The organism is Agrobacterium sp. GW821-FHT02D03 (genome assembly GCF_059421725.1).
The window spans coordinates 1,697,473-1,722,974 of the sequence record NZ_JBWKVN010000002.1; the positions used below are offsets into that span (position 1 = coordinate 1,697,473).

A 25,502-nucleotide genomic window follows, 5' to 3' on the forward strand; every position below is an offset into this window, starting at 1 on the left:
AATCCAAATTGGTGAAGGTGAGAGGAAAGTAATTTGCTGTGTCAGAGCCTTCGCAGTAAATTCTACCGATTTTATATGGTTTGGTGGCAATCGCTTCGATGTCGGCGTCAAGTTGCGACGATTGCCCGCTGCCGTCAGAGCGTCGTGCGAGGGTCCATTAATAGATCGACGCATGCGCTTTTCGAAAGTCGATCTTCCGATAACGGCAAAACATCTCTGAGACCGCTTTGCGACTGCTTTATTCTAAAGCCCGTACAAACTTTAGAAAGGGGCACCTTTCAGAAGTTGATCAAAATCATAGATTGACTTCATTGTTTTAAAGGGAGCAGACGATGAAAGTTGTTTTGGGATTGGCGCTTGGTCTTTTGGCATCCGTGACGACCTTTGGTCAGGCGCTGGCGGCCGAGCTTTCCGAGATACGCATCGATTGGGCGACCTATAATCCTGTCAGTCTGGTGCTGAAGAATGACGGTCTGTTGGAGAAGGAGTTCAGCAAGGACGGCATCAAGGTGACCTGGGTGCAGTCCGCGGGCTCCAACAAGGCGCTGGAGTTCCTTAATGCCTCATCGCTGGATTTCGGCTCGACCGCAGGTGCTGCCGCGCTCATCGGGCGCGTCAACGGTAATCCCATCAGTTCGGTATATGTTTATTCCCGTCCTGAATGGACGGCGCTTGTGACCCGGAAAGACACCGGCATTGCCAAGGTGGCGGATCTGAAGGGTAAATCCATTGCTGTGACACGCGGAACAGATCCGCATATTTTTCTGGTCCGCGCTTTGGCGGAAGCTGGCCTTTCCGAGAAGGATGTCAAACTTGTGCTTCTGCAGCACGCGGATGGCAAGCTGGCGTTGCAGCGTGGGGATGTTGATGCCTGGGCCGGTCTCGATCCGATTATGGCCTCGGCTGAGGTGGAGAACGGCGATGTCCTGTTTTATCGCAAGCCGGAGAACAACAGTTGGGGCGTTTTGAATGTTCGTGAAGCGTTTGCGAAGGAACATCCCGAAGTCGTTTCCCGCGTGATTGCTGCCTATGAGGTCGCGCGTAAGAAAGCGATCGCCGAGCCCGGTGTTCTGAAGGCTGCGCTGGTGACTGCAACGAAACTGCCGGATAGCGTCATCGCAAAGCAGCTTGAGCGTACCGATCTCAGCCATTCCAGGATCGGTGACGAGCAACGGGAGACCATCGAGGCGGCAGGCATCGCCCTGCAACAGGCGGGCGTGATCAAGACGGATGTTGATGTAAAGAAAGTGACAAGCGACTTGATCGATCCGACCTATGGTAGCGCGCTCGGCCAATAGGGAGTTGTTCAATGGCGTTGGCCGATTTGTGGCGGGCGGACAGTCAGAAGAAAGAAACCGGGATGCGTGCGATACGCGTCCCGGTTCTCGACAATCCAGTTTTCGGCCTGATATTTCCATGCATTCTCCTCCTCCTATGGGAGGGTCTGGTCCGTTCCGGACTTATCGAGGGACGGTTGATGCCGCCGCCGTCGCGCGTCTTCCAGACCATCGGCGAACTTGCATCTTCGGGTGAACTGGCAGATCACATCGGCATTACGGTCTGGCGTGTCGCGGTCGGTTTTTTGGCAGGCGCTGCTTTTGGCACAGTCATCGGTGCCGTCACCGGATATTCACAGCGTTTGAGCCGTCTACTCGACCCAACGCTGCAAGCGCTTCGCGCCATTCCATCCATTGCCTGGGTCCCGTTGTTTATACTGTGGTTTGGGATATTCGAAGCATCCAAGGTCGCGCTGATTGCCGTCGGTGTCTTCTTTCCAGTCTATCTCGGCGTTTACGGCTCCGTTCGTGGTGTCGATCGTAAGGTGGTGGAAGTCGGTCGAATATTTCGTCTGTCTGATTTCCAACTTGTGCGGCGTATTCTTCTGCCTTCCGTCTTGCCGGACTATGTGCTGGCACTTCGGGCCGGTCTCGGGCTTGGCTGGATGTTCGTGGTGGCTGCGGAGTTCATGGGTGCTTCGAACGGGCTTGGCTATCTTCTCGTGGATGGGCAGCAACTGGGCAAGCCCGACCAGATTCTGGCTGCGATCCTCATTTTCGCTGTCTTCGGAAAGTTGACGGACACGCTGCTGATTGTCGGTAGCGCGCCTTTTGTTCGGTGGCATGATCACCACGGCCGGAAGAGATAAGATGTTAATCATAGATGCACTATCGAAGACCTTTCCCAATGGCACGCAATCTATCAGTGGCTTCAGTCTTGAGATCAAGCCGGGAGAGGTGCTCGCTATCATTGGTGGCTCTGGATGTGGCAAAAGCACGCTGCTGCGGCTTGTGTCGGGTCTTGAGAGCGCGACGCGCGGCCGCATCATCCTCCAGGATAAGACGCTTACCGAACCCGATGAACGTGTGAACCTTGTTTTCCAGGAACCAAGGCTCTTTCCGTGGTTGAGTGTCGCGGACAATATCGGCTTCGGGCTGAAGCACCTCTCTCGCGAAGATCGTCACCTTCGTGTTTTGCAGGCGTTGGACCGTATGGGTCTGTCGGCCTATGGAGACCGGTGGGTGCGCGAGCTGTCCGGCGGTCAGGCACAGCGCGTCTCGCTGGCTCGCGCTCTGGTGGTTGAGCCGGCGGTTCTGTTGCTGGACGAACCGTTTTCGGCGCTTGATGCGATGACGAGGACATCTCTGCAAGATCATCTCTCGGATCTATGGCTCGAACAGCGCACGACCATGCTGCTTGTTACGCATGATATCGAAGAGGCTGTCGTGCTCGCCGACAGGATCGTCGTTATGCAGCCATCGCCTGGACGGATATTCGAAACGGTCAGTGTCGATCTCGCGCGCAAACGGGATCGAAACTCTACTGCGTTCACTGCGTTGAAAAGCCACCTGTCGGAGTTGCTGGAACGCTCCTTAGCGGTGCGCGCTGATCATGGTGCGGCAGTGAATGCTGCTTGAGTGCAGCTGCCCCCCCACTCTTGCACGCAGTTTGGATGTTTTCAACGGCAGGCCCGGACAGGGTAGAGCGTTGTCGGAAACGCACGAAAAATAGAATAGTGATCTTGTAGAGAATCTTGACCCGCACCCCTTAGCTGGCGAAACTATAAGTCTCACAAAGGGAGAAGGTGAAATGCCGACTGGTTTCAATCTGTTTTCGCTCGACATGTTCAAGATATTTAAACCGAGCGCTCCCAAGGCGGAATTTGCCCCTGAGGAAATGCCGCTGCCTTCTCTCGGTCGCGACGACGAAAGCAAAAATCGCGATCGTGAGCAAGAAGCGGAAATCGCCTTCTGGGGTCTCGCCTGCTACCCCGTTGTTTAGGGCGGGACGGTGCAGCGTTGTCAGCCTTGCTTCAGGATTGACGTAAAACTATGAAGTCTTTCTCTCCTGCGTCATCTGACCGCGTCAGCGTGGCAATTATCGGCGGTGGATTTACGGGCGCTGCGACGGCGGTGCATCTTGTTGGAAGCGAAGACACTCCCGCCGACGCATCCGTGGTCGTCGTGGAGCCCCGATCTGATTTGGGCCGCGGTCTTGCGTATAGCGCGATCGATCCAGCACACCGGGTAAATGTTCCTGCAGCGAGGATGACGCTTTTTCCCGACATACCAGATGATTTCGAGACTTATCTGAGAGATTTGCCGTCCGAGCACGATGGTGACCTTATCGGACACGATGGCTCTCCCTATCCCAGACGGTCTGTCTTTGGCGATTATGTTTCGGCACGTCTTCGCCCCTATTTGCAGAGCGGGCGTATCGGTCACTGGCAAACAGACGCGGTAGCGGTATCTCAAAAAGCTGGCAGTTATGAGATTATCGGGGCCGACGGAAATGCGCTGCTTGCCGATATCGTTGTATTGGCGGTGAGCCACCCGCCGCCTTCGCTGCCCAGAGCGCTCGTGCCTTTCCAGAACGACCCAAAGTTGATTGCGGATTTCACGGTTCCTGATGCGATAGACGCAATCGATGCTGCGCATCGCGTTCTCATCATAGGCAATGGCCTGACCGCTGCCGATGTGGTCGCGTCGCTCAAAAGACGTGGACATACCGGCCACATCACCTCTGTATCTCGCAGAGGGCTGAGATCGCGCGGCCACGGACCAGCCGGGCAGGACCCTTTCGGCGATTTTCTGTCCGAGCGACAACAGTCTGCCAGCGCCCTTCTTCATGCCATCCGTCAACGTCTAAGGGAGGCAGAGGCTCAGGGCATGACCTGGCACTGCGTCGTTGACGCGGTGAGGGGGCAAGGGCAGGAGATTTGGAAAAACTTACCCGTCGCCGCGCGCAGACGCATCGCCCGGCACGTGCGACCGTTCTGGGATGTCCATCGCTTTCGGGTCGCCCCACAGGTTGAAGCTGCTGTGGAGCAGGCAATCGCAAGCGGCCAAATGGATGTTCGTGCAGCCTCGCTTTCTTCCATTACGAAAAACGCCGCAGGCTATCGGGTCGTGCTGAGGCCTCGCCTAAGTGGGGAGGTCGAGGCGCTTGATGTCGATGCCATCGTCGTGACCACGGGGCCGGCACATGGCGGCATTCTCCAAAGTCAGCCACTGCTTCGACAACTCGAAGAGGCCGGCCTCTTGCAGGCTTGCCCGACCGGGCTTGGTATCCTGGTCGACGCGCAATCTCATCCCATATCGACTTTTGGCGAGAGCACCACTTCGCTGTTCATCGCCGGTCCGCTTGCGCGAGGGGCGTTTGGAGAATTGATGGGGCTGCCCCAGGTAACGGAGCATGCGATCTTTGTCGCGGCGGGTGTTCGCGATCTGATGTGTAGGAGCAAGATCTCGCCCCATGCGAACTACGCAGTCGCAGGCTGACGGTCGGGTGTTTCAGGAGACGTTTGTTCCGCTGGCGGCACGCGTGTTGGAATGTGGTTTCTTATCAAGTTTGTAGACTTTTGTAAGATCGGCGACACTTCAATGCGCCTATAGGATCTGATCATGACAGTTGCCAAGCCACTCGATTTTCTCTGGTTTATCCCTAGCTCGGGAGACGGCGCCTATATTGGTTCCGACGACCTGAGCAGGCCTTCCGATCCCGGTTACTTTCGCGAGATCGCCAAGGCTGCGGATCGGCTGGGCTATTCGGGCGTGCTGATCCCGACGGGCGCTGCCTGTGAGGAGTCTTTTATTCTTGCCGCTGATCTTGCAGCACATACGGAGAGATTGAAGTTCCTCGTCGCGATCCGCCCGGGTGTCGCGTCGCCTGCCTACTATGCGCGAATGGCGTCTACGCTTGACCGTGTTTCGAACGGCCGTCTGCTTCTCAACATCGTCGTGGGCGGGAGCGCGCAGGAGCTTGCTGGCGATGGGATATTCCTTCCCCATGACGAGCGATACGATCACGCGGACGAGTTCTTCCAGGTCTTCAACTCACTTATTGCCAACGGTCACGCCCATCTTGATGGCCGCTACATAAAGGCGATCGATGCGCGCCTTGGTCTGCCGCCTGTTCAGCAACCCCATCCGCCGATCTATTTTGGCGGATCCTCCGATGCCGCGATCGACTTCTCCGCTGGCATCACCGACAAGTACCTGACTTGGGGCGAGCCGCCGCAGCAGGTTGCGGAAAAGATCGTCAAGGTGAGGAAAGCTGCTGAGGCGCATGGGAAGAAAGTCACGTTCGGTATTCGGTTGCACTTCATCGTCCGTGAGACGGATGAGGAGGCCTGGGCAGCGGCCGACAGACTGATCTCCAAACTGTCTGACGAGACGATTGCCGCGGCGCAGGAAGTCTTCGCCAAGAATTCGGATTCCGTTGGTCAGGCGCGGATGGTGTCTCTTCACCAGGGTCGGCGCGACAAGCTGGAGGTTTCGCCGAACCTGTGGGCGGGCATAGGCCTCGTCCGATCGGGTGCCGGTACGGCGCTCGTCGGTTCACCGCAGACGGTCGCGGCTCGCTTGCGTGAGTATCAGGAACTGGGCATCGACACCGTTATAGCCTCGGGATACCCCCATCTGGAGGAAGCCTATCGCGTTTCCGAACTGCTTTTCCCGGAGATTGGCCTCCCTGGTCCCAGAGGGCAAATCCGTTCGTCCTTCGGCGAGCAGCAGGTCTTCGGCGGTGGCGGACATGGTGGCAATGTAAAAACTGCTTCCGCTCCTGGACCCTCGCCTACGAAGGTGGCGGCCGCGTCACAAGGCTGATAGCTGCCAGCCGTTCAGGAACGACGTCCCTTGCTTCGAGGCAGCGGGCTTTGCACTTATGGATGATGCATGTGTACGACCCTGATTGTTCCTGGACTGAATGGCTCACCTCCTGGTCACTGGCAGGACCATTGGCTCTGCGACGATCCTTCGGCCAAGCTGGTCGATCAGGATGACTGGCAGTGTCCAGTGCTGCAGGACTGGTTGGCGCGGTTCGAGGCCGCGCTGGCCAATGTGAACCAAGCCTATGTCGTGGCGCACAGCCTCGGCTGCGTGTTGATTGCAAATATGGCCGAGCGGCCGCTGGCCGACAAAATCAAGGCCGCACTCCTCGTTGCGCCTGCGTCGCTGGAGGAAGTCGAGGCACTGCATCTTTGCATCGTCCGGTTCGGCAAGTTTCCAACGTCGCCTCTTCCCTTTTCGAGCCTCGTGGTCGGTAGCACTACCGACCCTTACATGAAGGGTGAAGAGGTGACGCAGACCGCCCGCCTTTGGGGCAGTGATCTCATCAATCTCGGCCCCGTGGGCCACATCAATATCGCCAGCGGTTTTGGACGATGGCCGCGGGGCTACGAACTTTTTGAGACGCTTATCCGATCTGGAGATTTAACAACGGAGCAACCCGCTCGCCTCGTTTTAGACGGGGCCGAGCGGGTAGCGTAGACTCCGTCGTCTTTCTAAGGCATGTCGCGATCTTTCAGATTCGCTCCTTGCGCTTCAGTTCATTGGTTTGGCGCATGTTGGCATAGCAAAGCCGCTTCACACTCTTGCGCGACATGCTTTAGTCCTTCAGACGGAGAGAAGATGATCCATCTCGTCGGATGTCTCTAGCGATCATATCGATCCGCTCGTCATTTGAACAACGCACTCAAAATCTTTCCTTCAAGCGCGGCCAGTTCCGGTGCACCGTGACGGCGTGGCCGCGCAAAGGAGACCTCGATATCAAGTGCAATCCGACCGGCATCGATGACGATAATGCGGTCGGCAAGCGCCACGGCCTCGGTGACGTCATGGGTAACGAGGACGGCTGTGAATTTCTGCTGTTGCCAAATTTCTTCCAACAGCCGCTGCATCTCGATCCGGGTGAGTGCGTCGAGCGCTCCGAGCGGCTCGTCCAGTGCCAGAACCCGCGGTCTGGCGACGAGGGCCCGGGCAAGTGCCACGCGTTGCCGCTGCCCACCGGAAAGAACAGACGGCCACTCGTCCGCGCGGTCATCCAGGCCGACGTCGCGCAGGATCGAGAGAGATCGCTCGCGTGCCTCCGCACCCTTGGAGATACCGGTCAAGCCGACTCCCACATTCTTTGCGACGCTCGCCCAAGGCAATAGACGGGGTTCCTGGAACATGATGCGCGTGCGTGCGCTTCCATCCTGCGATTTGACGGTGACGGAGCCGGAACTTGGCTTGTCGAGCCCTGCCAACAGCCTAAGCAAGGTGCTCTTGCCGCAGCCGCTTTTGCCAATAACTGCGAGGAATTGGCCGGCAGGGATATCGAGGTCGATGCCCTTCAAAACCGGCTTGTTGCCAAAGTCGCGCGTAACGCCTCGAAACGACACTGCGGTCGGCAATCGCATAGAAGCCGGAACTGCAACTGGTTCCGCGAAAGACGCTTTCGACACGGTTGGGATGTTGACAACGGACATTAGTCTAAATTCTCCACGTCTCTGAAGGCTTCAGGCGGATTGAAAAGCAGGATGCCATTGCAGGGTCAGCCGTTCCAGCAGACGCGCAAGCGAGTCAGCAAGCTTTCCGAGCAAGGCGTAGATAATAATGGACAACAACACGACGTCGATCAGCAGGAATTCCCTGGCTTGCATTGCCATGTAGCCGAGGCCTGAAGAGGCAGCGATGGTCTCCGCGACGATGAGAGTAAGCCACATGATGCCGAGCGCATAACGCAGCCCGACGAACATTGCCGGCAGGGCGCCCGGCAGGATGACCTGAAAGAAAAGCGCCGAAGACGACATGCCGTATGTGCGGCCCATTTCAACAAGCTGGCGATCAACGCTCTGTATGCCGAGCAACGTGTTGACATAGATCGGGAAGAAAACACCGAGTGCCACCAGGAATAGCTTGGCCTCCTCGTCAATCCCGAACCAAAGGATGACGAGTGGTATCAGCGCGAGGTGAGGGATGTTACGGATCATCTGCAGTGTCGTGTCGGTGAGATTGCGCGACAATGCCGACAGACCGTTCATCAACCCAAAAACGAGGCCGATCGTCCCACCGATCGTGAAGCCGGACAGCGCGCGTACTGTGCTGATGGCGATATTGTGCAGTAGTTCACCGGATAGCAGCAACCGCCAGAAAGCCTCTGCCACCGCAGATGGAGGCGCCATTGTACTGGCTGAAATCCAGCCTGCGCGGCTCGCTATTTCCCACAGAATGATCAAGAAGGCTGGAAGTATCCAGCCGGATATCTTGCCTGAGACAATGCGATTGATGCGAAACATCGAGACTGCTTCCCTGGTGCCTAACGCCTGGCTCGTCACCGGACGGTCATGTTGAAATAGACATCGGCGCGCCCTGGTGAGCGCGCCGATCAGCGTGAATGAGGTCAGTTCGGCACGCCTAATTCGTTCCCTGTGCCTTCCAGACTGCGTCAGCCACATTGATTTGCTTTGGAATGAGGCCAAGCCTGAAGAACCTATTAGCCGTTTCCTGCTGGCTCTTGGTGATCTCCGGCGTGACAGGTCCGATACCGAACTCGGCACGGTTTGCAGCCAGCGTTTGCGCCTCAAGCGGCACATTGGTCACGTCGTGTAGAGCCTGTGCGACCTTGTCGCGATTGGCGGCAGCCCATGTTGCCGCAACCTTAAGGGCCCCGATCGTTGTCGTGACAGCGTCTGGATGAGCGGCTGCGAACTTGCTGTTGGCCAAGAAGTAGGTGTTCACCTTCAGCGTCTCAGCAGATGTCGTCAGCACGCGCGGCTTGTATCGCGTTTCAGCGATTGCGAAGTAGGGGTCCCACACGGCCCAGGCATCGATCTTGTCGCTGGCGAAGGCGGCAGCCGCGTCCGGCGGGCTAAGATAGACAGGAGTGATGTCCGAAAACGCCACGCCCACCTTTTCCAGTGCCGCAACCAGAAGATTGTGCGCGCTCGTTCCCTTGCCGACGCCGACCTTCTTGCCCTTCAGATCAGCAACGGTCTTGATGTCGGACTGAGGCTTAACAAAAATCGCCTCGCCGGCGCCATTGGAAGGAAGGGCTGCAACATAGGTGATCGCAGAGCCTGCGGCTTGCCCGAAAATAGGCGGAGCATCGCCCGTCCACCCCAGATCGATCGAGCCCACATTGAGCGCTTCGATAATCGGTGGCCCCGCGTTGAACTCGACCCACTTGACGGTCGTTCCCTTCGGCTCGAGAGCCTTCTCTATGACCTTCTGCTGCTGGGCAATCACCGGCAGATTGGTTTTCTGGAAGCCGATCCTGAGTTCCTTCAAATCTTCAGCGGAAGCAGGTGACAATGAAAGCATGATGAGCATGGCAATGCCCGCTCCTAATACGCGTCGTGTGACAGCGGACATTAAGGTTTCTCCAACGATGGTAGTCCTGTACCAATGCTCTGATCCTAGCGAAGCAACTCCCCAAGCGAGCCGTCTTTTTTTCCGATTGGAGCTGCAGAAGAGAAAAAATTTTTGCCAGTTTGCTGCATAGAGGGATTGAAGCGATCGATGCTCATGCGATCGATACGACGAACCCCTAAAAGGACGTTGGCTGTGCCGATTGCATCATACGCGCCCTCACCACCGCAGCGAAGACATGTACCGAATTAGACGCCGAGATAATTGCTGACGAAGATAATCAATCATCCCAGGCAGTTGGTTGTTTGTGAGCGGGTCGTTCGTTCGGATACCATCAAGAGCTGATGACCGGAAGCAATTAACCGAACGCCGAGATACGATGTCTTACGGGTCGTTCATCAGTAATTTCTTTGATTGATGTCACCCCAAGCAAGCCAATGTTACGGTGAAGTTCATCATGCAAGATTGCGGCCGCTCTCGCCACGCCCGCCATACCACCGACAGTGGCAGCATAAAGGAACGGCCTCCCGACGAAAACAAACTGTGCGCCCAAGGCCAGGGCCTTTACGATGTCCGTGCCTCGCCTAATGCCACCATCCATCATGACGGGAACGGCGTCGCCGATACTCGAGACAATATCGGGCAATGCGGTCATTGGAGCTATTGCTCCGTCGAGTTGACGTCCGCCGTGGTTCGAAACGATGATACCATCAACACCGCTCTTTACTGCGATCTTGGCGTCTTCGGAGTGTAGAATACCTTTGATAACGAGGTTGCCGGTCCACCTTTGACGAATTCTAGCGACGTGGCTCCAGTCCAGGTGATCCGTCTTTCCGAAATCGCGCATCACGTTCTAGGCGATGATCGGAGCGCCGCGTGTGGAAAAGGAGTTCTCAAAATGCGGTATACCGTGGTTGATGATTGTCCGCATGAAGGTTCTGACCGTCCACCTAGGGTGACTGAGCCCTTGCCAGGCGAGACGTAAGCTGGGGGGCAACGGGGTCGAGAAGCCCGCTCGCACGTTGTTTTCGCGGTTAGCCAGCACTGCCGTATCGGCTGTGAGAACCAATGTCTTGAAGCCCGCTTTCGCAACGCGGTCGATGAGAGCATCGATTTTCTCAGGCTCACCTGGCAAATAGGCCTGAAACCAGGAGCGGGGTGCGGCCGTGGCGACGTCCTCAAGCCGGATCAACGATGACCCGCTCATGATCATGGGGATGCCCGATGCCTGCGCCGCCTCGGCTAGGACAAGATCACCACGGTAGGCCATCAGGGCGCTGATGCCCATCGGCGCGATACCGAAAGGCGCTCTCCACTCTTCTCCAAACAGGTTAGCCACCGTGGTACGGGCCGAGACGTTTCTTAGAACGCGCGGCACAAAGCTTATCGCCTCGAATGCCTCCTCATTCATCCGACGTGAGGCGTTCGTTTCACTTCCGCCCGCGATATAGCCGAACAAAGGCGCGGGCAGGTGGCGCCTCGCAAGCGCTTCAAAATCATCAAGCGATAGGACGCTGTCCAAACGCCGTGCAAATTTTGTCGCGAAGATGGGGGATGTCATCTGCCATATCCAAGCTAATAACGGACCAAGAAGCGCCCGGAACACTGCCGAAAGGATAAGGGCGCCTCGTGACGCCCAGGTTTTAGTCTTCGCTCGCCTCGAACGCAGCTTTCCTGTTTTTGCGGATGGTCGGCAAAATCAAAGTCAGCAACATGAGCGCCGTCAGCGCCAGAAGTCCCGCGCTTATCGGGCGCTCGAAAAACACCAGCCAGTCGCCTTGCGAAAGCAGCATGGCGCGTCGCAGGTTCGTCTCCAGCAGTGGACCGAGAACAAACCCGAGAAGGAGCGGGCCTGGTTCGCATTTCGCCTTACGCAGAACGTAACCCAAAACACCAAACAGGATGACCAGGGCGACATCGAAACCACGGTTGCTGACGCTGTAGACACCTACGCAGCAGAACAACAGGATGGCCGGGTACATGATGCGGTATGGGATTTGCAGCAACTTTACCCAGAGCCCAATCAAAGGCAGGTTGATGACGAGGAGCATCGCATTACCGATCCACATTGACGCCACCAACCCCCAGAACAGGCCGGGCTGGTTTTGGATGACGGAAGGTCCGGGCGTGATGCCATGGATCGTCATTGCACCAAGCATCATGGCCATGATGGAGTTGGACGGAATGCCGAGGGTCAGAAGAGGAATGAAAGAGGACTGCGCACCGGCATTGTTTGCGGCTTCGGGACCCGCCACACCGGCGATCGCGCCATGACCGAACTTTTCCGGTGTCTTGGCCATGCGCTTTTCAACCGAATAGGCACTGAATGCACTGAGCGTTGCACCGCCGCCTGGCAATACGCCCAGAATTGTGCCTACGCCTGTACCGCGAAGCACGGCGCCCCAGCTTTCCTTGAATTCTTCACGCGTCGGCCATAAGCGACCGATCTTGCTTTGCAGAACGCCGCGGACCTCCTTCGACTCGAGATTGGTTGCGATCTCCGCAATACCGAAGAGACCAACAGCGATGACGACAAACTCGATGCCGTCATAAAGATCCGTTGATCCAAAGGTCATGCGGGCCGAACCGCTGTTGACGTCGATGCCAACCATGCCGAGCACAAGGCCAAGGCAGACCATTCCAATCGCCTTGACGACAGAGCCATGCGCGAGAATGGTCGCAGCAAGCAGACCGAAGATACACAGTGCGACATATTCCGCAGGCCCGAAGGACAGGGCGAAAGATGAAAGCGTTGGCCCGGCAACGGCGAGGGCAATCGTTGAGACTGTTCCAGCAAAGAACGAACCTAACGCAGCAATTGCCAGTGCCGCACCGGCCCGACCTTTTCGAGCCATCTGGTATCCGTCGATCGCCGTGACGACTGCCGAAGCCTCACCAGGAAGGTTCACAAGGATCGCCGTTGTGGAGCCACCATATTGCGCGCCATAGAAAATGCCGGCCAGCATGATCAGCGCGCCGAGTGGCGGCAGGAAGAATGTGACGGGTAAGAGAATTGCAACGGTCGCGGTCGGGCCAATGCCAGGCAAAACGCCGATCAAGGTGCCAAGAAGCGCCCCGATAAAGCAAAACATCAAATTCGTCGGTGTCAGTGCTTCGGAGAAGCCAAGCATCAAGACGTCGAGAAATGCCATCGAAGTAATCCGATCAGGTCAGGATGGCGATCACAGAGGCCAAATGGGCATCTGGACGCCGAGTCCGTAGATAAAGAGAAGCGCGCCGAGCGTGGTCAGGACCGCGGTGGAGATGAAGATTTCTCGCCACCTCGATTCCGGATCAGCAAGACTTCCGACGACAAGAAGCCAGATTGTCGCAACAACAAAGCCAAGGCTTTCTGCGGCGAAAGCAAATCCCGCGATACCAACCACGAGGATGATCAGCGGTTTTGGATTGATCGCGTCGAGTGCTTCGTGGGGCTTGGTCAGAGCCTTGATCAGCACAACGGCCCCGATCAAAGCAATGATGACGCAGAGCGACCTTGGCAAGAAGCCCGGCCCCATCGTCGCCGGCGTGCCGAATGACAGGTCACGCCCGGCCCAAAGGCCGAGCGCTCCCAGAAAGATCATGACATAACCAGCAAGAATATCAGGAAAGTCCCGGCCCTTGGTTGCAGACTTTATGCTCATTGCTGCACCCACGGTGTCTTGTTCCAGATTTCCTGGAAGCGAGCGAGGCGGTTGGGCATCTCCTTCTCCCAGTCGGGACCACTGAGATACGCCAATGGCAACGCCATCTGCTTGGCCTGTTTCTGGAAGTCGGGATTGTCGAGCGTCGCCTTGACGGCTGCTGCGAAGCGATCTGCAATCTCGGCAGGCACTTCGCGGGGTGCGGCAATACCGCGCTCCGAAGTCATCTCTACGTTGAAGCCAGACTCGATAGCAGTCGGTACGTCTGGAAGCTGCGGTGAACGCTCCTTGCCAAACGTATTGATCATTCTGAGACCCGATGTGTCGTTGCCGGCAAATTCACTCACGTTGAGGCCGCCGCCGTTTACCTGAGAGCCGAGGATCGCAGTGCGCGTTTCGCCAGCGCCATTGAACGGAATATGTGTGATCGTGGTGCCGGACTCGGCGCCGAGAATGATGATCGCCAGATGGTCATCAGTGCCGATACCCGAGGAGCCAAAGGATACGGCGCCGGGCTTTGCCTTGGCAGCAGCCACGAAATCAGCAAGCGTTTTGATTTCGGAGTTCGCGGGCACAACAATTGCGGCTGGATCGTCAACGATGCGTGCCACCGGCTTTATCGTCTTCGGATCGTATCCGAGCTTCCTCTGCACCTGCATGGAGAGAAAGCCCGGCGTATTGATGAAAGAGAACGCATGATGGTCTGGGTGAAATGATCTCAGGTGCCTTGGGCAGTTGTGACAGGCTCAAAGAACACGTCCTGCCACTTGGTCAATTTCGACTTCAGCAGGCCTGCTTCAAACATGAAGTCTGCAAAGACCATCACACCTTTGGGCTGAACGCCCCACTCGTCTTTGACGTTCTCCAGCATTTTCTCGATTTGGTCGGCATTGAGAGACGATTTCTCCGAGGCTAAAAAGATTTCAGCCGCTTCTTTTGGATTGTCACGAATGAACCGGCGGCATGATGGTAGGCCCGGCGGTCACGGTGAAAGCGCGCCCCGGCGATAATCTTATGGTCCACAAGGCGCTTGATATTGCGGAACCCGGTGACATCGTCGTTGTCGATGCTGGCGGCGATCTCACCAACGCGATTATCGGGGAGTTGATGGTGGCGCACGCGGTTCAGCGCGGCCTCGGCGGAATCGTTATCAACGGCGCAATCCGTGACAGCGCCGAGCTTTCCGCCGGTACTTTCCCGGTCTTTGCTCTTGGGGTCACTCATCGCGGCCCTTACAAGGATGGGCCAGGCGAAGTGAATGTTCCGATCTCGATTGGCGGGATGGTGATCAACCCCGGCGATCTCGTATGTGGCGATCCGGACGGCTTCCTGAGTGTCTCTATCGACGATGTGGAGACTGTTTTCGATGCGGCGACGAAAAAGCATGTGGCCGAGACGAAGCAGATGGAAGCAATACGCGCGGGGAAGAACGACCGAGCCTGGGTCAATGCGACGCTGACGAAACTCGGTTGCATCGATATCTGAAGCGACTAGCCGCCGCGAATTTCACGGCGGCTAGTCTGGGACGTCTCAGCTTCTATAGAAACACACAACCATCAGTTCGATTTTGTTCAAGAGCAGTGAGTGTCTGGCTACACGTCGAAGACATTTAAGTTGTTCAAAGCATCGATTTTCAGCATCCGCGACTTTTTAGCGCTTGTCGGGGCGGGTGCTCGACAACGTGTTGTTCACGTCCAGACCTGAGGGATAAAAGCTCTCGGCGAGATCGGTACTCTTTCCAGTTGACCCACTTTTCTACAGGCGTGTTCTACGGCCCGTTCCTGATAACTGGCCCTGTCACGACCGGATCGTGAAACAGCTTTCGAAGCTCCCGCTCCAGTTGATCTTGTGTATACGGCTTGCCCAGCCGTGCAACGTCAAGATCAACTCCAGGCGGTAGTTCTGCGTAGCCTGAGGCTATGAGTATCGGAAGCTTTGGAACAATATGGCGGACTGCAATGACCAGATCTGCTCCGGTCATGCCAGGCATCGAATAGTCGGTGATTAGGAGGTCAAAACAGCTTCCGTCCCCCAGGTACTCCAAGGCTTCTTTCCCTGAATGTGCTTCAACGACATCGTGCCCGAGGTCCATCAGCATATCGGCTGAGCTCATAGCTATCAGAGGATCGTCATCCACCAGCAGGATCCGTTTCGGTCCTGAAGCGCTCGCGGTTGGTGCTACTGACACCTCAATCGGTGCTGAGTCGTTCGTGATTTCGGATGTCGAGAGTGGGATCCACAGTTCCGCCTTCGTGCCCCTACCCAACTCGCTTGTCAGCTTGAGATCACCTTTCAACTGGGACGCAAGGCCGTGGATCATGGAAAGGCCAAGACCTGTGCCTTTTCCAAGTTCCTTTGTCGAGAAAAACGGCTCTACGGCCTTTCGCAAGGTTTCACGATCCATTCCGTAACCTTGGTCAACCACAGAAAGGACGACGTAATCGCCTGCCGCAAGCTCACCGTCCGGCACGGACAGATGGACGTGGTTCAGGCCAATGGAGATTTCACCGCCATCCGGCATGGCGTCACGGCCGTTCACAACAAGATTGAGGAGCGCAAGTTCAATCTGGTTTGCATCCGCCGAAACTAGCGGGAGATGCTCCGGCACGTCAGTTCTAACGAACACTGTGGAGCCAACGGATCGTTTCAGCAGGTCTTCCATTCCGGTAACCAGCGCGCGCATATCGACCGGGTCGATGCGCAAATCCTGCCTGCGGGCGAAAGCGAGAAGTCGCTGGGTAAGGGAAGCTCCACGTTTAGCACCCTGCTGGGCACCCTCTATCAGGCGGACCGCTCGCGCATCATCGCCAACATATTTTCGCAGGAGTTCAAGATTGCCGAGCACGGCCATCAAGAGGTTGTTGAAATCATGGGCCACGCCGCCGGTCAGTTGGCCGATCGCCTCCATTTTCTGGGACTGGCGTAACTGTTGCTCAGCTCGCTCTCTTTGGCTCACCTCTTCCATGACTGTCGCATATGCCTTTTCCAGGTCACGCGTACGCGCAGCGACGCGCTCTTCCAGAACCTCATTCAACAGCCGTTGATGCTCTTCCTCTTCCAAACGTGAGGTGATGTCGGCCGATACGCCAACAAGCTTGCTGGCTTTGCCAGTGCGGTCGCTGTAGAGCTGGGCGCGAATCTCCACCCAGTGGGTCGACCCATCGTTCCAGACCGTTCGGTATTCTATCGAGTAATCGGCGCCCGTTTCGATCGTTGTACGAACGGCCGATTGCATGCGCTCGAGATCTGCAGGGTGGATCGATGACAAAAGGTCCGTATAGGAAAAATCATCGCCGGGACCGCGGCCGAAAAGGGATCGAAATGTTGCCGAGGTGGTCAGTTCACTGGTTGCAAGATCGAGCTCCCAGGCGCCGAGCCGGCCCGCGGCGAGGGCCGTTTGAAGGCGACGCTCGCCTTCATCCAGTGCCTCCATTCTGACCCGGGCATCGAATTGACGGCGGCGACCGCGTATGGCCGACCTTGCAACGCTTATGAAGCTGGTTGCATGAAAAGGTCGCTCGACAAAACTCACATTTCCCACCACTTCAGAGAGCCTCGCCGCAGTCGGGTTCCGCTCGGGTCCGCCGCCACGATTTGTGAGGATGATGAAGGGCAGGTCAGACCAACTGGGCTGTGCTGCGATCCAAGCGGAAATCCCCCTCAAGTCCGCTGAACGCAAAGCCTCCTCTGTCACCACAGCGAATGCGACGTTGTCCTTCAGGCCGGCCACAAATGATGCGATATCGGCGACTAGGATGGAAGAAACGCCAGCTTCGCTCAGGAGTGACGCTGCAATTTGTGCATCGCGGCCGATCGGAGCATAGACAAGTGCGCTTATGTCGCTGTTAGAAATTCTTGCTGTCCTCCCCGTTAAGAGGAAGAAGAGGGTGTTGATCGCCGACAAAGTTTGGAACGCCGCGAAGAATCCCCTGGAAGCCAGAAAGCGGTTCTCCGAGGGTCAGTCCGTTACCCGATATCTTGAACTCACGGATCGTGTCTTCGTGAGGCCCCGTGCGCTTCTTTATCACCGATACAGCGCGCCGCACTTTTCCGAGCGCCTCGAAATATCTGAGAAGGATGACGCTATCTGCAAGATAAGTGACATCGACGGGCGATTTCATATCCCCAACGAGCCCATGCTGGGCAACCGTCAGGAACGTGTTGGCTCCCTGCCTGTTGAGGTATTGTAGCAGTTCATGCATGTGCAAAATGAGAGCATTCTCTTCCGGCATTGAAGCCTGGTAGCCATTTATGCTGTCAATAACGACTGTTTTGGCATCGTAGGTTGAGACCCGATCGCGCACACGCTGTGCAAATTCCCCCGGTGATAGTTCGGCGGCATCGAGTTGCTCGATGTGGATGTGTCCTTCTGCCTGCAACTTCTCCAAGTCGATACCCATCGATCTGGTGCGCGCGTATAGGAGACCAAGTTCTTCATCGAAGATAAAGATCGCTGCCCTTTCGCCACGCTCGACTGCGGCGTTGACGAACTGGAGGGCAAACAGGCTTTTTCCCGTTCCAGCAGGGCCGATGAGAAGAGTGCTCGATCCACGCTCCACGCCTCCACCGAGCAGGCCGTCGAATTCGGCAAGACCGCTCGATAGGGTGGTTCGTTCAAATTCGGTTCTGTGCTCGATCGCGCGAAGGCGCGGAAAGACTGCAACGCCACCCGTCTTGATGACGAAATCATGATAGCCGCCGCGAAACGCCTGACCGCGATATTTGATCACTCTCAATCGGCGGCGCTCGGAGCCGTAATCCGGAAGCAACTGTTCGAGATGAATGACACCATGGACCACGCTATGGACGGTCTTGTCAAAATTTTCCGACGTCATGTCATCAAGCAACAGCACCGTCGCATCGGAGCGCGCGAAGAAGTGCTTCAATGCGAGGATCTGTCTGCGGTATCGCAAGGAACTCTGCGCCAGAAGGCGAATTTCAGAGAGGCTGTCAATCACGACGCGCTGGGGTTTAATCCGCTCAAAGGCTTGGAAAATCAGCTTTGTCGTTTCCCCTAACTCGAGATCTGAGGAATAGAGCAGGCTTTGTTGTTGTTCGGCATCGAGAAGGCTTTCCGGGGGAACGAGTTCAAATATCTCGATCCCGCTACCAATCTCCATGCCATGAGATCTCGCGCAATCGCGCAATTCTTCGTCCGTTTCCGACAGGCTGATGTAGAGGCAGCGCTCCCCGCGTTTTTCTCCTTCAATAAGAAACTGCAAAGCAATCGTGGTTTTGCCTGTCCCTGGAGAGCCCTCAAGCAAAAAAACATGCCTGCGCGTAAGGCCACCGGAGAGAACATCATCCAGTCCGCTCACGCCGGTTTCTGCTTTTAGACTCAAAACCTGGCGCATATTTCCTCCCGACTTTTTAAATACGTAGAGTGCGACCCTAAGAGAATCAAGGGTATCGGTGCGAGACTAGGGCCCAGACGGCCAACCAGTGTCCGCCCCGCGCAAGCAATGCCTGTCGGGCAGGGATCCGGCGCTTGGACGATAATGCGGGTATCGCTCGCCGATGTGGAAACGAACACGGCCCCATTCGACAGGGCCATGTCTGCCAGCTGATAGGTCTCAGAGCTGAGGCCGCATACCGTTCATCGGACTGATGCTCTCAAGCAGGGATGCGATGTGCAGGATGGTGGACTCCGCTTGCCACCTGCCGACGAGCTGGACACGTCCTTTGCGTGTGCTCCGGTTTCAAAGCCAAGGATGAACGTATCTGTATCCAGGCCAACGAAAGAACGAGTTTAACTCAGGCGAAAAAACGGGGGCTATTTGACCACGATCGACTAGCTTTGCGGTTTTACTCGTAGAGATCGAGCGCGCGGATAAGGTTGCAGCGATGCAGCGTCATTTAGGCGTCGGCATCGCCAGCAGCAACGGCAATGTAATTGCGGATGTAATACTTCAGGGTGACGACGTCCTGACATGCAACTAGGAATTTCAGCGGATTTTTTCTCTACTATAGTATATATTTCACAATTCTCGGCAGTCGTGTCGCGATTGTTTGCGGGTTGTATTTAACTTCGCCAAATGCATCGCCCCAACTCGATTTAAGTTGAGGCAAAGTTCTCTTTCTGTCCTGTAAGTTCAACCCAAGACGAAACGTGAGAAGGCGAGTGACTTCTTTGCATCTTCGTCCATTTTTGCGCTATCGGCACCTTCGGTGAGATCGCGCCAAACTTTGATGTCGGAGCCGATTGTCCCACCTGTTTTGACGAATGGTTCCATAACGACGACGCCGGTATAGTTGATTTCCCGTAGCGCTGCGCCAATCTCATGCCATGGCATTCTACCCTTGCCCGGTACACGGCGGTTGCTCTCGCCGGTGTGAAAATGACCGAGAAGAGGGCCAGCAGTGCGAATGGCATCGCCAAAGCTGTCTTCTTCGATGTTCATGTGGAAGGTATCGAGCATGACTTTGACGTTGGACTTGCCGACATCCTTTACGAAGGCAACGCCTTCGGCGGCCGTGTTGAGAACGTGGTTCTCGAAGCGGTTCAGAACTTCGATGCACAGATTGATGCCGAGATCGTTGGCGAAATCCGCAATGCCGTGAATACCTTCGACGCCACGTGCACGGTCGCCTTCCTTGTCCACCGGCTGCGAATAGTCGATCGGCCAATAGGAATGCAGCGCACCACCAATCGTGTGGATATCGAGCTTGGCGACATTGCTCAGCGTCCTCTCGAAGAACGCCTTGCCTGCCTCGCGCACAGTCTTATCGGGCGAGGACAGGTTCTTCGACTTCGAAGGACCGATACCGGCCGTCAGGATGATGCCGTTGTCGCGGGCGCTCTGCTTGATGGTCGCAAGTTCGGCATCGCTGTAGTCGTTGATATGATGAGCGGCGACTTCGATCACGTCGAAGCCCAGCTTGGCGACCTTCTCTACGTAGGGGCCGAACTTGGCGCTCCACTCATGTTCCCAGTAGGAGTAATAGATTCCGTGTTTCATAGCAGCCTCTCGCTGTTGTCGTTTGATGTCTGTCTTGATTGTAAAAGGTGGTGTTCGCGGCCGAGCAGGCGGTGACTAGCGTTTCACTCTCTCCCTGGATTTTTCAGCCTGAGATCGGGCGGTGCGGCGGTTTTCATGATGAAGATGCCGTTGGGTAGATCGTTTTTCTCGATCTTGCGATCAATCTCGGTCTCATCGAGACCGAAGCCGCGCCAACGTGCTCGTAGCCGCTCACGCAGATCATCTTCCTCGACATCGACGAAGACCGTGAAATCAAAGATCGGTTTCAACGTGTCCCACGGAGACTGCTTTGCCAGCAGATAATTGCCCTCGCAGACGATGATGTCCACCGATTGCGGAATGAGGCGGCCGCTGGCCCGCGAGATTTCCATGGACCGATCGAAGACCGGAACGGCGATAACGTCGTCTTCGTTGGCCTTCAGGCGTTCCAGCATGTGCCGCAGGCCGTGAACGTCGAAGGTATCGATCGAGCCCTTGAAGGCGCGTCTACCCATAGCCTCCAAAACTGCGTCATCGTAGTGAAAGCCGTCCATGGGAAACAGCGCTGCAGAGATACCGCTTTCGCTGATGATAAGGTCCACGACACGTTCGGCGATGGTGGATTTGCCCGATCCCGGCGCGCCGGCAATCGCGATCATGAGTCTCCGCCCCTGATTGTCGGAGAAATGCTTCATGGCTAGGATGGCGATTTCACGGGCGTTGTCTTCGATGACAGTCAAGGCTTTGGCTCGCATAATAATGTTAATGAGGGTTTTCTGGGGCTTTTAGCGGCTGGCAAAGAGGCCGTATTGAGCTGCCTTGTCGCGCAGGAACGGAATTCCCTTGTCCAGCACATCTTCTGCACCGGGGGCGATCGCTCGCCAAGTGGAGGTTGGACCTGCCATGAAATCAGGCAATCCACCGAAGCTTTCCAGAACCAGAAGCCCGTCGAAATCGATGGCCGCAAGCGCACCGAAAAGTTCGTCCCAGGCGATGTTGCCAAAACCGGGCGTGCCGCGGTCGCTTTCCGACATGTGCATGTATTTCAGGTGATCACGCGCAGCGACAATTCCGCTCGCCAAACCCTTTTCCTCAAGGTTCATATGGAACGTGTCGAGATGGACAAAGACGTTGTCCATGCCAATGCGCTCGACGATACCCACCACTTGTTGCGCGGTATTGAGGAGATGGTTTTCATAGCGGTTGACCGCTTCGATACCAAACTGCAGGCCGAGCGATTTTGCGTGTTTCGCGACCGCACCCAAGGCACGGGTCAGATTGTCATATTCGCCTTGCGTTGGCGCAAAGCCCGTGCGTTCGGTCGTGCCACCGAAAGTGACGCCAGTTAGTGCTTCGGCGCCAATCTCGGCAGCCTTGTTGAGAGCAGCCTTCAGGTGATCGATCGCCGCGTCCGGGCGAATGGAGGCCCAGGCATGTTCCGGCAAAACCAGCGAACATGTCGCCCGCAACTCATGCTTTCGGAGAATCGCGCGACTATGGGCGGCATCGACCGAGGAAATGTCGAAAAACGGTATTTCGATATAGTCCTGATCGTAGATCGCGGCCCCTGTAATAGCGCGTTCGGCGCCTGCGTGGTCCCATACGCTCGTCCACATCATTGCGTGAACACCAAATCCTTGCATCTTATGCTTTCCTGCTGCGCGATGTGGCGAATCTTGACGCCCACGTCCTTGCCGCCATGACGACGATCATCAACACGCCCCATAGCGCCGTGGCAAGATGCTGGTTCGCGCCCATTAGGTTTAGACCGGAGGACAGAAGCTGGAGAACGATCAGCGCGACGAAGACCGGCAGGACACGACCGAAGCCGCCAAAGGGATTGATGCCGCCGAGAAATGCGGCGAGTACCGTGATCAGAAGGTATGACTCGCCATGTCCGACACGCACGGAGTTGAAGCGGGCCAGCATGATAAGGCCCGCAATCGCGCACATCACACCCGACAGAGTGTAGACAAGGATCAGGATACGCCGGGTGTTGAGACCGGAGTAACGGGCAGATTCGATATTTGAACCGATCATCAAGAGCCCAAAGCCGAGCTTTGCCCGAGTTAACAACACATGCCACAGCCCGACACAAACAATGAAAATGATGAGCGGGATCGGCAGGCCGAGAACCGAACCGTGACCGATGGTGGACACGTAATCAGGAAAGCCGGAAATATCGCCGCCGCGCGTGAGAAATTCACCAAGACCACGCAGGAAGATCATCATCGACAGAGTAACGAGGATAGGATGCGCGCGCGTGTAGGCAATGGCGGCACCTGTGAGCGCGCCAGCAGCTGCGCCGGTGAGGAGCGCCGCAAGGCAAGCGAGAAGAAAGGCGCTCGGTGGTGCGTTTACCCCGCCATGGGCCTGCAACACCCATGCTGCGGCAAGGCCCGAAAGGTTGGCGGCGAATGTGATCGACAGGTTGATCCCGCCGGTCAAAAGCGGAAGCAGCATGGCGAGCGTCAGAAGCCCGAGTTCGGGCAGCTGGAAAGCCACGGAACCAAAGGTCCCAGCCGACAGAAAATTATCAGCTAGCGTTCCGAATACGACCATGACAGCGACAAAGGCAACGAGGGGTCCCGCCATGTCAGCGCCGAATGCCGCGTTAAACTTTTGCGTCAAGGATGTCATCGGCGCGCGCTTCCCTGTTTTGAACTCTTCATGGCGGACGGCAGAAGTTTATCGAAGCGGGTCGAAGAGAGCGTGATGGCGATGAGAATGATGGCGCCGACGACCATCTTGAAGGCGAAGGGCGATACGCCCATCAGGTTGAGACCGTTCTGAGTTATTGAAACAAGCAGAACGCCAAGCACGCAGCCGACGACCGACCCCTTGCCGCCGCCAAGCCGGGCACCTCCGAGAACGGTTGCGGCGAGAACATCGAGCTCGCGGCCATAAAGCGCGTTTGGCACAACCTCCTGCGCATAATGCGCCTGCATCAGTCCCGCAATTCCAGCCATGAGGCCGAGCCAGCCAAACGAAAGATAATGCATCGCGCCGATGTTGATGCCGAAGCGTCGAGCGCCTTCCGGATTGTCTCCGAATGCGTAGAGCTGACGACCGATGGTGGTGCGCGAGATCATGAACCAGGTGGCGATGCAGCAGAGGATCATCACGACGACCGGCAGCGTCAATTCAATCCAGGACCCGTCGCTCATCTCGTGTTCGTAGAAGACGACACGGGTGGAAAGCCACTCCGGCAGATCGTAGATGGAGACCCCCTTGGTGAAGAACATCAAGAGACCGAAGAAGATGTTGAAGGTGGAGATCGTCGCGACGATGGAGATGATCTTCAGCCGCCAGACGAGAAACGCATTGATGACGCCAAGGCCGATACCGACACCACCGGCGATGATGAAGCCCTCTGCCCAGTTGCCACCGCCGAGCGCGGAAAGAGCAAGCACAGTCACATATTGGACGACGGACGCCGCGACGGCGAAGGAGATGTCGATGCCACCTGAAATCAAAACGACCAGCAGGCCGACGGCGAAGATGATGTTGACGGCGGAAACATTCAGCACGTCGAAAGCGTTCGAAACGGTCAAAAAGCGATCGGTCCCGAGCGACAGGCCTGCGCAGAGCAGGATCGTCACGACGACCAGCGCGAATTCGGTAGTATTTCCCAGGATCAGCCTACGCATAGATGGCAGTCTCCAGTTCGGTCATAGACATGGCACGTGGATCGTAGGTCGCGTGGAAGCGTCCTTCGACCATGTGAACGATCCGGTCTGAATTGAAATAGACCTCCGGTGCTTCAGCGGAGATCAGGATGATGGAGAGGCCTTGAGCCGCAAGCTTGCGAACAATCTCGAAAATCCCGGCGCGCGCGCCGACATCGACGCCAACGGTCGGTGCATCGAGTATGAGGATTTTCGGGCCGATCGCCAGCCATTTGGCAATGGCGACACGTTGCTGGTTGCCGCCGGACAGCGTGCGGATCGGGTCTTCCGGCTGGCCGATCTTGACGCCGAGCGAGCCGATCCAGTTCTTGACGACCGCGGCTTTTTTCGACGGCGAAATCAGCCCGCCGACAAGCAATTTATCGAGCGAAGCCATGATGAGATTGTCGGCAATCGATTGCGGCTGGTTGAGCCCGAGTGACAGACGGTCTTCGGAGAGATAGGCAATACCTGCCCGAATGGCGTCGCGGTTCGAGCCGAACTTCACCGGCTTGCCTTCGAGCCGAATTTCACCGGCATGCGGACGATGCATTCCAAACAGCGTCAAAGCGAGTTCTGTGCGGCCGGCGCCAAGCAGACCTGTAATGCCGAGCGTTTCCCCCCGGCGTAGTTCGAAGGAAACATCTTCGAATTCGCCATGCCGCGTCAGTCCGCGAACGGAGAGTACAACAGGCTGATCGTCATGGTCGGTAGCGATGACGGCGCTATCGAAGAGGCGGCCAGTCATGAGTTCCGTGACGCGCGACTGCGTCATGCCCTCGACCGGATAGACGCCGACAAGCGAGCCGTCGCGCAGCACCGTGATCCGGTTCGATATTTCGAGCACTTCGGCCAGTCGATGGGAAACGAAAACGACGGCCACGCCCGACGCTGACAGATTGCGCACGATGTCGATCAGATAATCGGTTTCAGATTGCGTCAGCGAGGCTGTCGGCTCGTCCATGAAAACCAGACGCGCCTCACCGACCAGAGCGCGCGCGATGGCGACGATCTGGCGCTGCGCAATGGGAAGTTCCTTGAGCGGACGATCCAAGTCGATCTCGACCCCGAGCCGGGCCAAGGCCTGTTCGGCAGCATTTCGGATTGCGGTCTTATCGACCAGCCCGAATTTGCCCTTCATGGCGTGCTGGAAACCGATATTCTCGGCGACCGTCATTTCATCGAAAAGCGCCAGATCCTGCCAGATCACCTGAATGCCAAGAGACTGAGCAAGCGCCGGCGTTATGGCTGGGACTGCCTTCCCGTCGAACAGCAGTTCCGCGCCCGCTTCCGGTTTGTAGACGCCGGTGATGACTTTGATGAGCGTGCTCTTGCCGCAGCCGTTTTCGCCGGCCAGACAATGCACCTCGCCAGGATTGACCTCGAAAGCAACGCTCTTGAGCGCTCTAACGCCGCCGAAGGTTACGCTGATATTCTTCAAGGACAAGAGCGGTTTGTCGCTCATAGCGCAATTATCTCCCTTCGCCCGGCTGGAGCAGGGCGCTATTCATTTTCTTGTTTTTGTTGATGATACCGTCGCGTAAACAGTTGGACTACGCGACGATAATCCGATCGACCACTCGTGATGCGTCAGCGTCA

At 56.7% G+C, this 25,502-nt stretch carries 22 protein-coding genes and 2 pseudogenes; 8 read left to right on the forward strand and 16 right to left on the reverse strand.

What is annotated here, in order from left to right; genetic code table 11:
* Positions 1 to 332 precede the first annotated feature (332 nt).
* The 7 genes from AC07U5_RS21045 to AC07U5_RS21075 all read left to right on the forward strand — a co-directional run bounded on the left by AC07U5_RS21045 (position 333) and on the right by AC07U5_RS21075 (position 6,770).
* Positions 333 to 1,298 (forward strand): aliphatic sulfonate ABC transporter substrate-binding protein, encoded by a 966-nt coding sequence (locus AC07U5_RS21045; protein ID WP_494724160.1) that lies wholly within the window; start codon positions 333 to 335, stop codon positions 1,296 to 1,298.
* Positions 1,299 to 1,360: 62 nt separating this feature from the next.
* Positions 1,361 to 2,146, forward strand: coding sequence for an ABC transporter permease (locus AC07U5_RS21050; RefSeq protein WP_494724293.1), 786 nt, complete (start codon positions 1,361 to 1,363; stop codon positions 2,144 to 2,146).
* Position 2,147: 1 nt separating this feature from the next.
* Positions 2,148 to 2,915 carry an ABC transporter ATP-binding protein gene (locus AC07U5_RS21055; protein WP_494724161.1) on the forward strand — a complete coding sequence of 256 codons (768 nt, stop codon included), beginning with the start codon at positions 2,148 to 2,150 and terminating at the stop codon, positions 2,913 to 2,915.
* A 172-nt stretch (positions 2,916 to 3,087) separates the two neighbouring features.
* Positions 3,088 to 3,279, forward strand: coding sequence for a hypothetical protein (locus AC07U5_RS21060; protein ID WP_112360844.1), 192 nt, complete (start codon positions 3,088 to 3,090; stop codon positions 3,277 to 3,279).
* A gap of 50 nt (positions 3,280 to 3,329) precedes the next feature.
* Positions 3,330 to 4,778, forward strand: a complete 1,449-nt coding sequence (locus tag AC07U5_RS21065; protein ID WP_494724162.1) for an FAD/NAD(P)-binding protein — start codon at positions 3,330 to 3,332, stop codon at positions 4,776 to 4,778.
* A gap of 120 nt (positions 4,779 to 4,898) precedes the next feature.
* Positions 4,899 to 6,107 (forward strand): FMNH2-dependent alkanesulfonate monooxygenase, encoded by a 1,209-nt coding sequence (gene ssuD, locus AC07U5_RS21070; protein WP_494724294.1) that lies wholly within the window; start codon positions 4,899 to 4,901, stop codon positions 6,105 to 6,107.
* A 69-nt stretch (positions 6,108 to 6,176) separates the two neighbouring features.
* Entirely contained in the window at positions 6,177 to 6,770 is a 594-nt protein-coding gene (locus tag AC07U5_RS21075) for an alpha/beta hydrolase (RefSeq protein WP_494724163.1), read from the forward strand.
* A gap of 188 nt (positions 6,771 to 6,958) precedes the next feature.
* Here the strand turns inward: AC07U5_RS21075 and AC07U5_RS21080 are convergent, their stop codons facing one another.
* The 8 genes and pseudogenes from AC07U5_RS21080 to AC07U5_RS21115 form a co-directional block, all read right to left on the reverse strand.
* The gene (locus AC07U5_RS21080) at positions 6,959 to 7,750 is read right to left on the reverse strand and encodes an ABC transporter ATP-binding protein (RefSeq protein WP_494724164.1); all 792 of its coding nucleotides are present in this window, start codon (positions 7,748 to 7,750) and stop codon (positions 6,959 to 6,961) included.
* A gap of 30 nt (positions 7,751 to 7,780) precedes the next feature.
* Positions 7,781 to 8,560, reverse strand: coding sequence for an ABC transporter permease subunit (locus AC07U5_RS21085; protein WP_494724295.1), 780 nt, complete (start codon positions 8,558 to 8,560; stop codon positions 7,781 to 7,783).
* Between the two features lie 118 nt (positions 8,561 to 8,678).
* Positions 8,679 to 9,635 (reverse strand): aliphatic sulfonate ABC transporter substrate-binding protein, encoded by a 957-nt coding sequence (locus AC07U5_RS21090; RefSeq protein ID WP_494724165.1) that lies wholly within the window; start codon positions 9,633 to 9,635, stop codon positions 8,679 to 8,681.
* A 355-nt stretch (positions 9,636 to 9,990) separates the two neighbouring features.
* Positions 9,991 to 11,193 (reverse strand): annotated as a pseudogene (locus AC07U5_RS21095) (alpha-hydroxy acid oxidase).
* 82 nt (positions 11,194 to 11,275) lie between these two features.
* Positions 11,276 to 12,784, reverse strand: a complete 1,509-nt coding sequence (locus AC07U5_RS21100; RefSeq protein ID WP_494724166.1) for a tripartite tricarboxylate transporter permease — start codon at positions 12,782 to 12,784, stop codon at positions 11,276 to 11,278.
* Positions 12,785 to 12,814: 30 nt separating this feature from the next.
* The gene (locus AC07U5_RS21105; RefSeq protein ID WP_494724167.1) at positions 12,815 to 13,276 is read right to left on the reverse strand and encodes a tripartite tricarboxylate transporter TctB family protein; all 462 of its coding nucleotides are present in this window, start codon (positions 13,274 to 13,276) and stop codon (positions 12,815 to 12,817) included.
* Positions 13,273 to 13,998, reverse strand: a complete 726-nt coding sequence (locus AC07U5_RS21110) for a tripartite tricarboxylate transporter substrate binding protein (RefSeq protein WP_494724296.1) — start codon at positions 13,996 to 13,998, stop codon at positions 13,273 to 13,275. Before AC07U5_RS21110 ends, AC07U5_RS21105 begins: the two co-directional genes overlap by 4 nt.
* Positions 13,995 to 14,147: a hypothetical protein gene (locus AC07U5_RS21115; protein WP_494724168.1), complete on the reverse strand. Its 153-nt coding sequence runs from the start codon at positions 14,145 to 14,147 to the stop codon at positions 13,995 to 13,997. Before AC07U5_RS21115 ends, AC07U5_RS21110 begins: the two co-directional genes overlap by 4 nt.
* A gap of 86 nt (positions 14,148 to 14,233) precedes the next feature.
* On the opposite strand from AC07U5_RS21115, the pseudogene AC07U5_RS21120 reads away from it, so the two are divergent.
* Positions 14,234 to 14,761: pseudogene (locus tag AC07U5_RS21120) on the forward strand (RraA family protein); the annotation flags it as partial.
* 283 nt (positions 14,762 to 15,044) lie between these two features.
* On the opposite strand, the gene AC07U5_RS21125 reads toward AC07U5_RS21120, so the two are convergent.
* The 8 genes from AC07U5_RS21125 to AC07U5_RS21160 form a co-directional block, all read right to left on the reverse strand.
* On the reverse strand, positions 15,045 to 17,180 hold the full coding sequence (locus AC07U5_RS21125; protein ID WP_494724169.1) for an ATP-binding protein: 2,136 nt from the start codon (positions 17,178 to 17,180) through the stop codon (positions 15,045 to 15,047).
* A complete protein-coding gene (locus tag AC07U5_RS21130; protein ID WP_494724170.1) occupies positions 17,122 to 18,630 on the reverse strand; it encodes an ATPase domain-containing protein in 1,509 nt (502 codons plus the stop codon). Before AC07U5_RS21130 ends, AC07U5_RS21125 begins: the two co-directional genes overlap by 59 nt.
* Before the next feature lie 738 nt (positions 18,631 to 19,368).
* Complete coding sequence (locus AC07U5_RS21135) at positions 19,369 to 20,235, reverse strand: D-psicose 3-epimerase (protein ID WP_494724171.1); 867 nt, start codon at positions 20,233 to 20,235, stop codon at positions 19,369 to 19,371.
* 83 nt (positions 20,236 to 20,318) lie between these two features.
* A complete protein-coding gene (locus tag AC07U5_RS21140; protein ID WP_494724172.1) occupies positions 20,319 to 20,975 on the reverse strand; it encodes a nucleoside triphosphate hydrolase in 657 nt (218 codons plus the stop codon).
* A gap of 45 nt (positions 20,976 to 21,020) precedes the next feature.
* A complete protein-coding gene (locus tag AC07U5_RS21145; RefSeq protein WP_494724173.1) occupies positions 21,021 to 21,878 on the reverse strand; it encodes a sugar phosphate isomerase/epimerase family protein in 858 nt (285 codons plus the stop codon).
* A gap of 1 nt (position 21,879) precedes the next feature.
* Positions 21,880 to 22,875 carry an ABC transporter permease gene (locus tag AC07U5_RS21150; protein ID WP_494724174.1) on the reverse strand — a complete coding sequence of 332 codons (996 nt, stop codon included), beginning with the start codon at positions 22,873 to 22,875 and terminating at the stop codon, positions 21,880 to 21,882.
* Positions 22,872 to 23,885: an ABC transporter permease gene (locus tag AC07U5_RS21155; RefSeq protein WP_335323899.1), complete on the reverse strand. Its 1,014-nt coding sequence runs from the start codon at positions 23,883 to 23,885 to the stop codon at positions 22,872 to 22,874. Before AC07U5_RS21155 ends, AC07U5_RS21150 begins: the two co-directional genes overlap by 4 nt.
* Positions 23,878 to 25,368, reverse strand: a complete 1,491-nt coding sequence (locus AC07U5_RS21160) for a sugar ABC transporter ATP-binding protein (protein WP_494724175.1) — start codon at positions 25,366 to 25,368, stop codon at positions 23,878 to 23,880. The genes AC07U5_RS21155 and AC07U5_RS21160 overlap by 8 nt, the downstream gene beginning before the upstream one ends.
* Positions 25,369 to 25,502: the final 134 nt, after the last annotated feature.

What these genes read in the sequence shown, in the direction of transcription:
- AC07U5_RS21045 (WP_494724160.1), top strand. Translation starts at nt 333, where the DNA reads ATGAAAGTTGTTTTGGGATTGGCGCTTGGTCTTTTGGCATCCGTGACG.
- AC07U5_RS21050 (WP_494724293.1), top strand. Translation starts at nt 1,361, where the DNA reads ATGCGTGCGATACGCGTCCCGGTTCTCGACAATCCAGTTTTCGGCCTG.
- AC07U5_RS21055 (WP_494724161.1), top strand. Translation starts at nt 2,148, where the DNA reads ATGTTAATCATAGATGCACTATCGAAGACCTTTCCCAATGGCACGCAA.
- AC07U5_RS21060 (WP_112360844.1), top strand. Translation starts at nt 3,088, where the DNA reads ATGCCGACTGGTTTCAATCTGTTTTCGCTCGACATGTTCAAGATATTT.
- AC07U5_RS21065 (WP_494724162.1), top strand. Translation starts at nt 3,330, where the DNA reads ATGAAGTCTTTCTCTCCTGCGTCATCTGACCGCGTCAGCGTGGCAATT.
- AC07U5_RS21075 (WP_494724163.1), top strand. Translation starts at nt 6,177, where the DNA reads ATGTGTACGACCCTGATTGTTCCTGGACTGAATGGCTCACCTCCTGGT.
- AC07U5_RS21080 (WP_494724164.1), bottom strand. Translation starts at nt 7,750, where the DNA reads ATGTCCGTTGTCAACATCCCAACCGTGTCGAAAGCGTCTTTCGCGGAA.
- AC07U5_RS21085 (WP_494724295.1), bottom strand. Translation starts at nt 8,560, where the DNA reads ATGTTTCGCATCAATCGCATTGTCTCAGGCAAGATATCCGGCTGGATA.
- AC07U5_RS21090 (WP_494724165.1), bottom strand. Translation starts at nt 9,635, where the DNA reads ATGTCCGCTGTCACACGACGCGTATTAGGAGCGGGCATTGCCATGCTC.
- AC07U5_RS21100 (WP_494724166.1), bottom strand. Translation starts at nt 12,784, where the DNA reads ATGGCATTTCTCGACGTCTTGATGCTTGGCTTCTCCGAAGCACTGACA.
- AC07U5_RS21105 (WP_494724167.1), bottom strand. Translation starts at nt 13,276, where the DNA reads ATGAGCATAAAGTCTGCAACCAAGGGCCGGGACTTTCCTGATATTCTT.
- AC07U5_RS21115 (WP_494724168.1), bottom strand. Translation starts at nt 14,147, where the DNA reads ATGCTGGAGAACGTCAAAGACGAGTGGGGCGTTCAGCCCAAAGGTGTG.
- AC07U5_RS21130 (WP_494724170.1), bottom strand. Translation starts at nt 18,630, where the DNA reads ATGCGCCAGGTTTTGAGTCTAAAAGCAGAAACCGGCGTGAGCGGACTG.
- AC07U5_RS21135 (WP_494724171.1), bottom strand. Translation starts at nt 20,235, where the DNA reads ATGAAACACGGAATCTATTACTCCTACTGGGAACATGAGTGGAGCGCC.
- AC07U5_RS21145 (WP_494724173.1), bottom strand. Translation starts at nt 21,878, where the DNA reads ATGCAAGGATTTGGTGTTCACGCAATGATGTGGACGAGCGTATGGGAC.
- AC07U5_RS21150 (WP_494724174.1), bottom strand. Translation starts at nt 22,875, where the DNA reads ATGACATCCTTGACGCAAAAGTTTAACGCGGCATTCGGCGCTGACATG.
- AC07U5_RS21155 (WP_335323899.1), bottom strand. Translation starts at nt 23,885, where the DNA reads ATGCGTAGGCTGATCCTGGGAAATACTACCGAATTCGCGCTGGTCGTC.
- AC07U5_RS21160 (WP_494724175.1), bottom strand. Translation starts at nt 25,368, where the DNA reads ATGAGCGACAAACCGCTCTTGTCCTTGAAGAATATCAGCGTAACCTTC.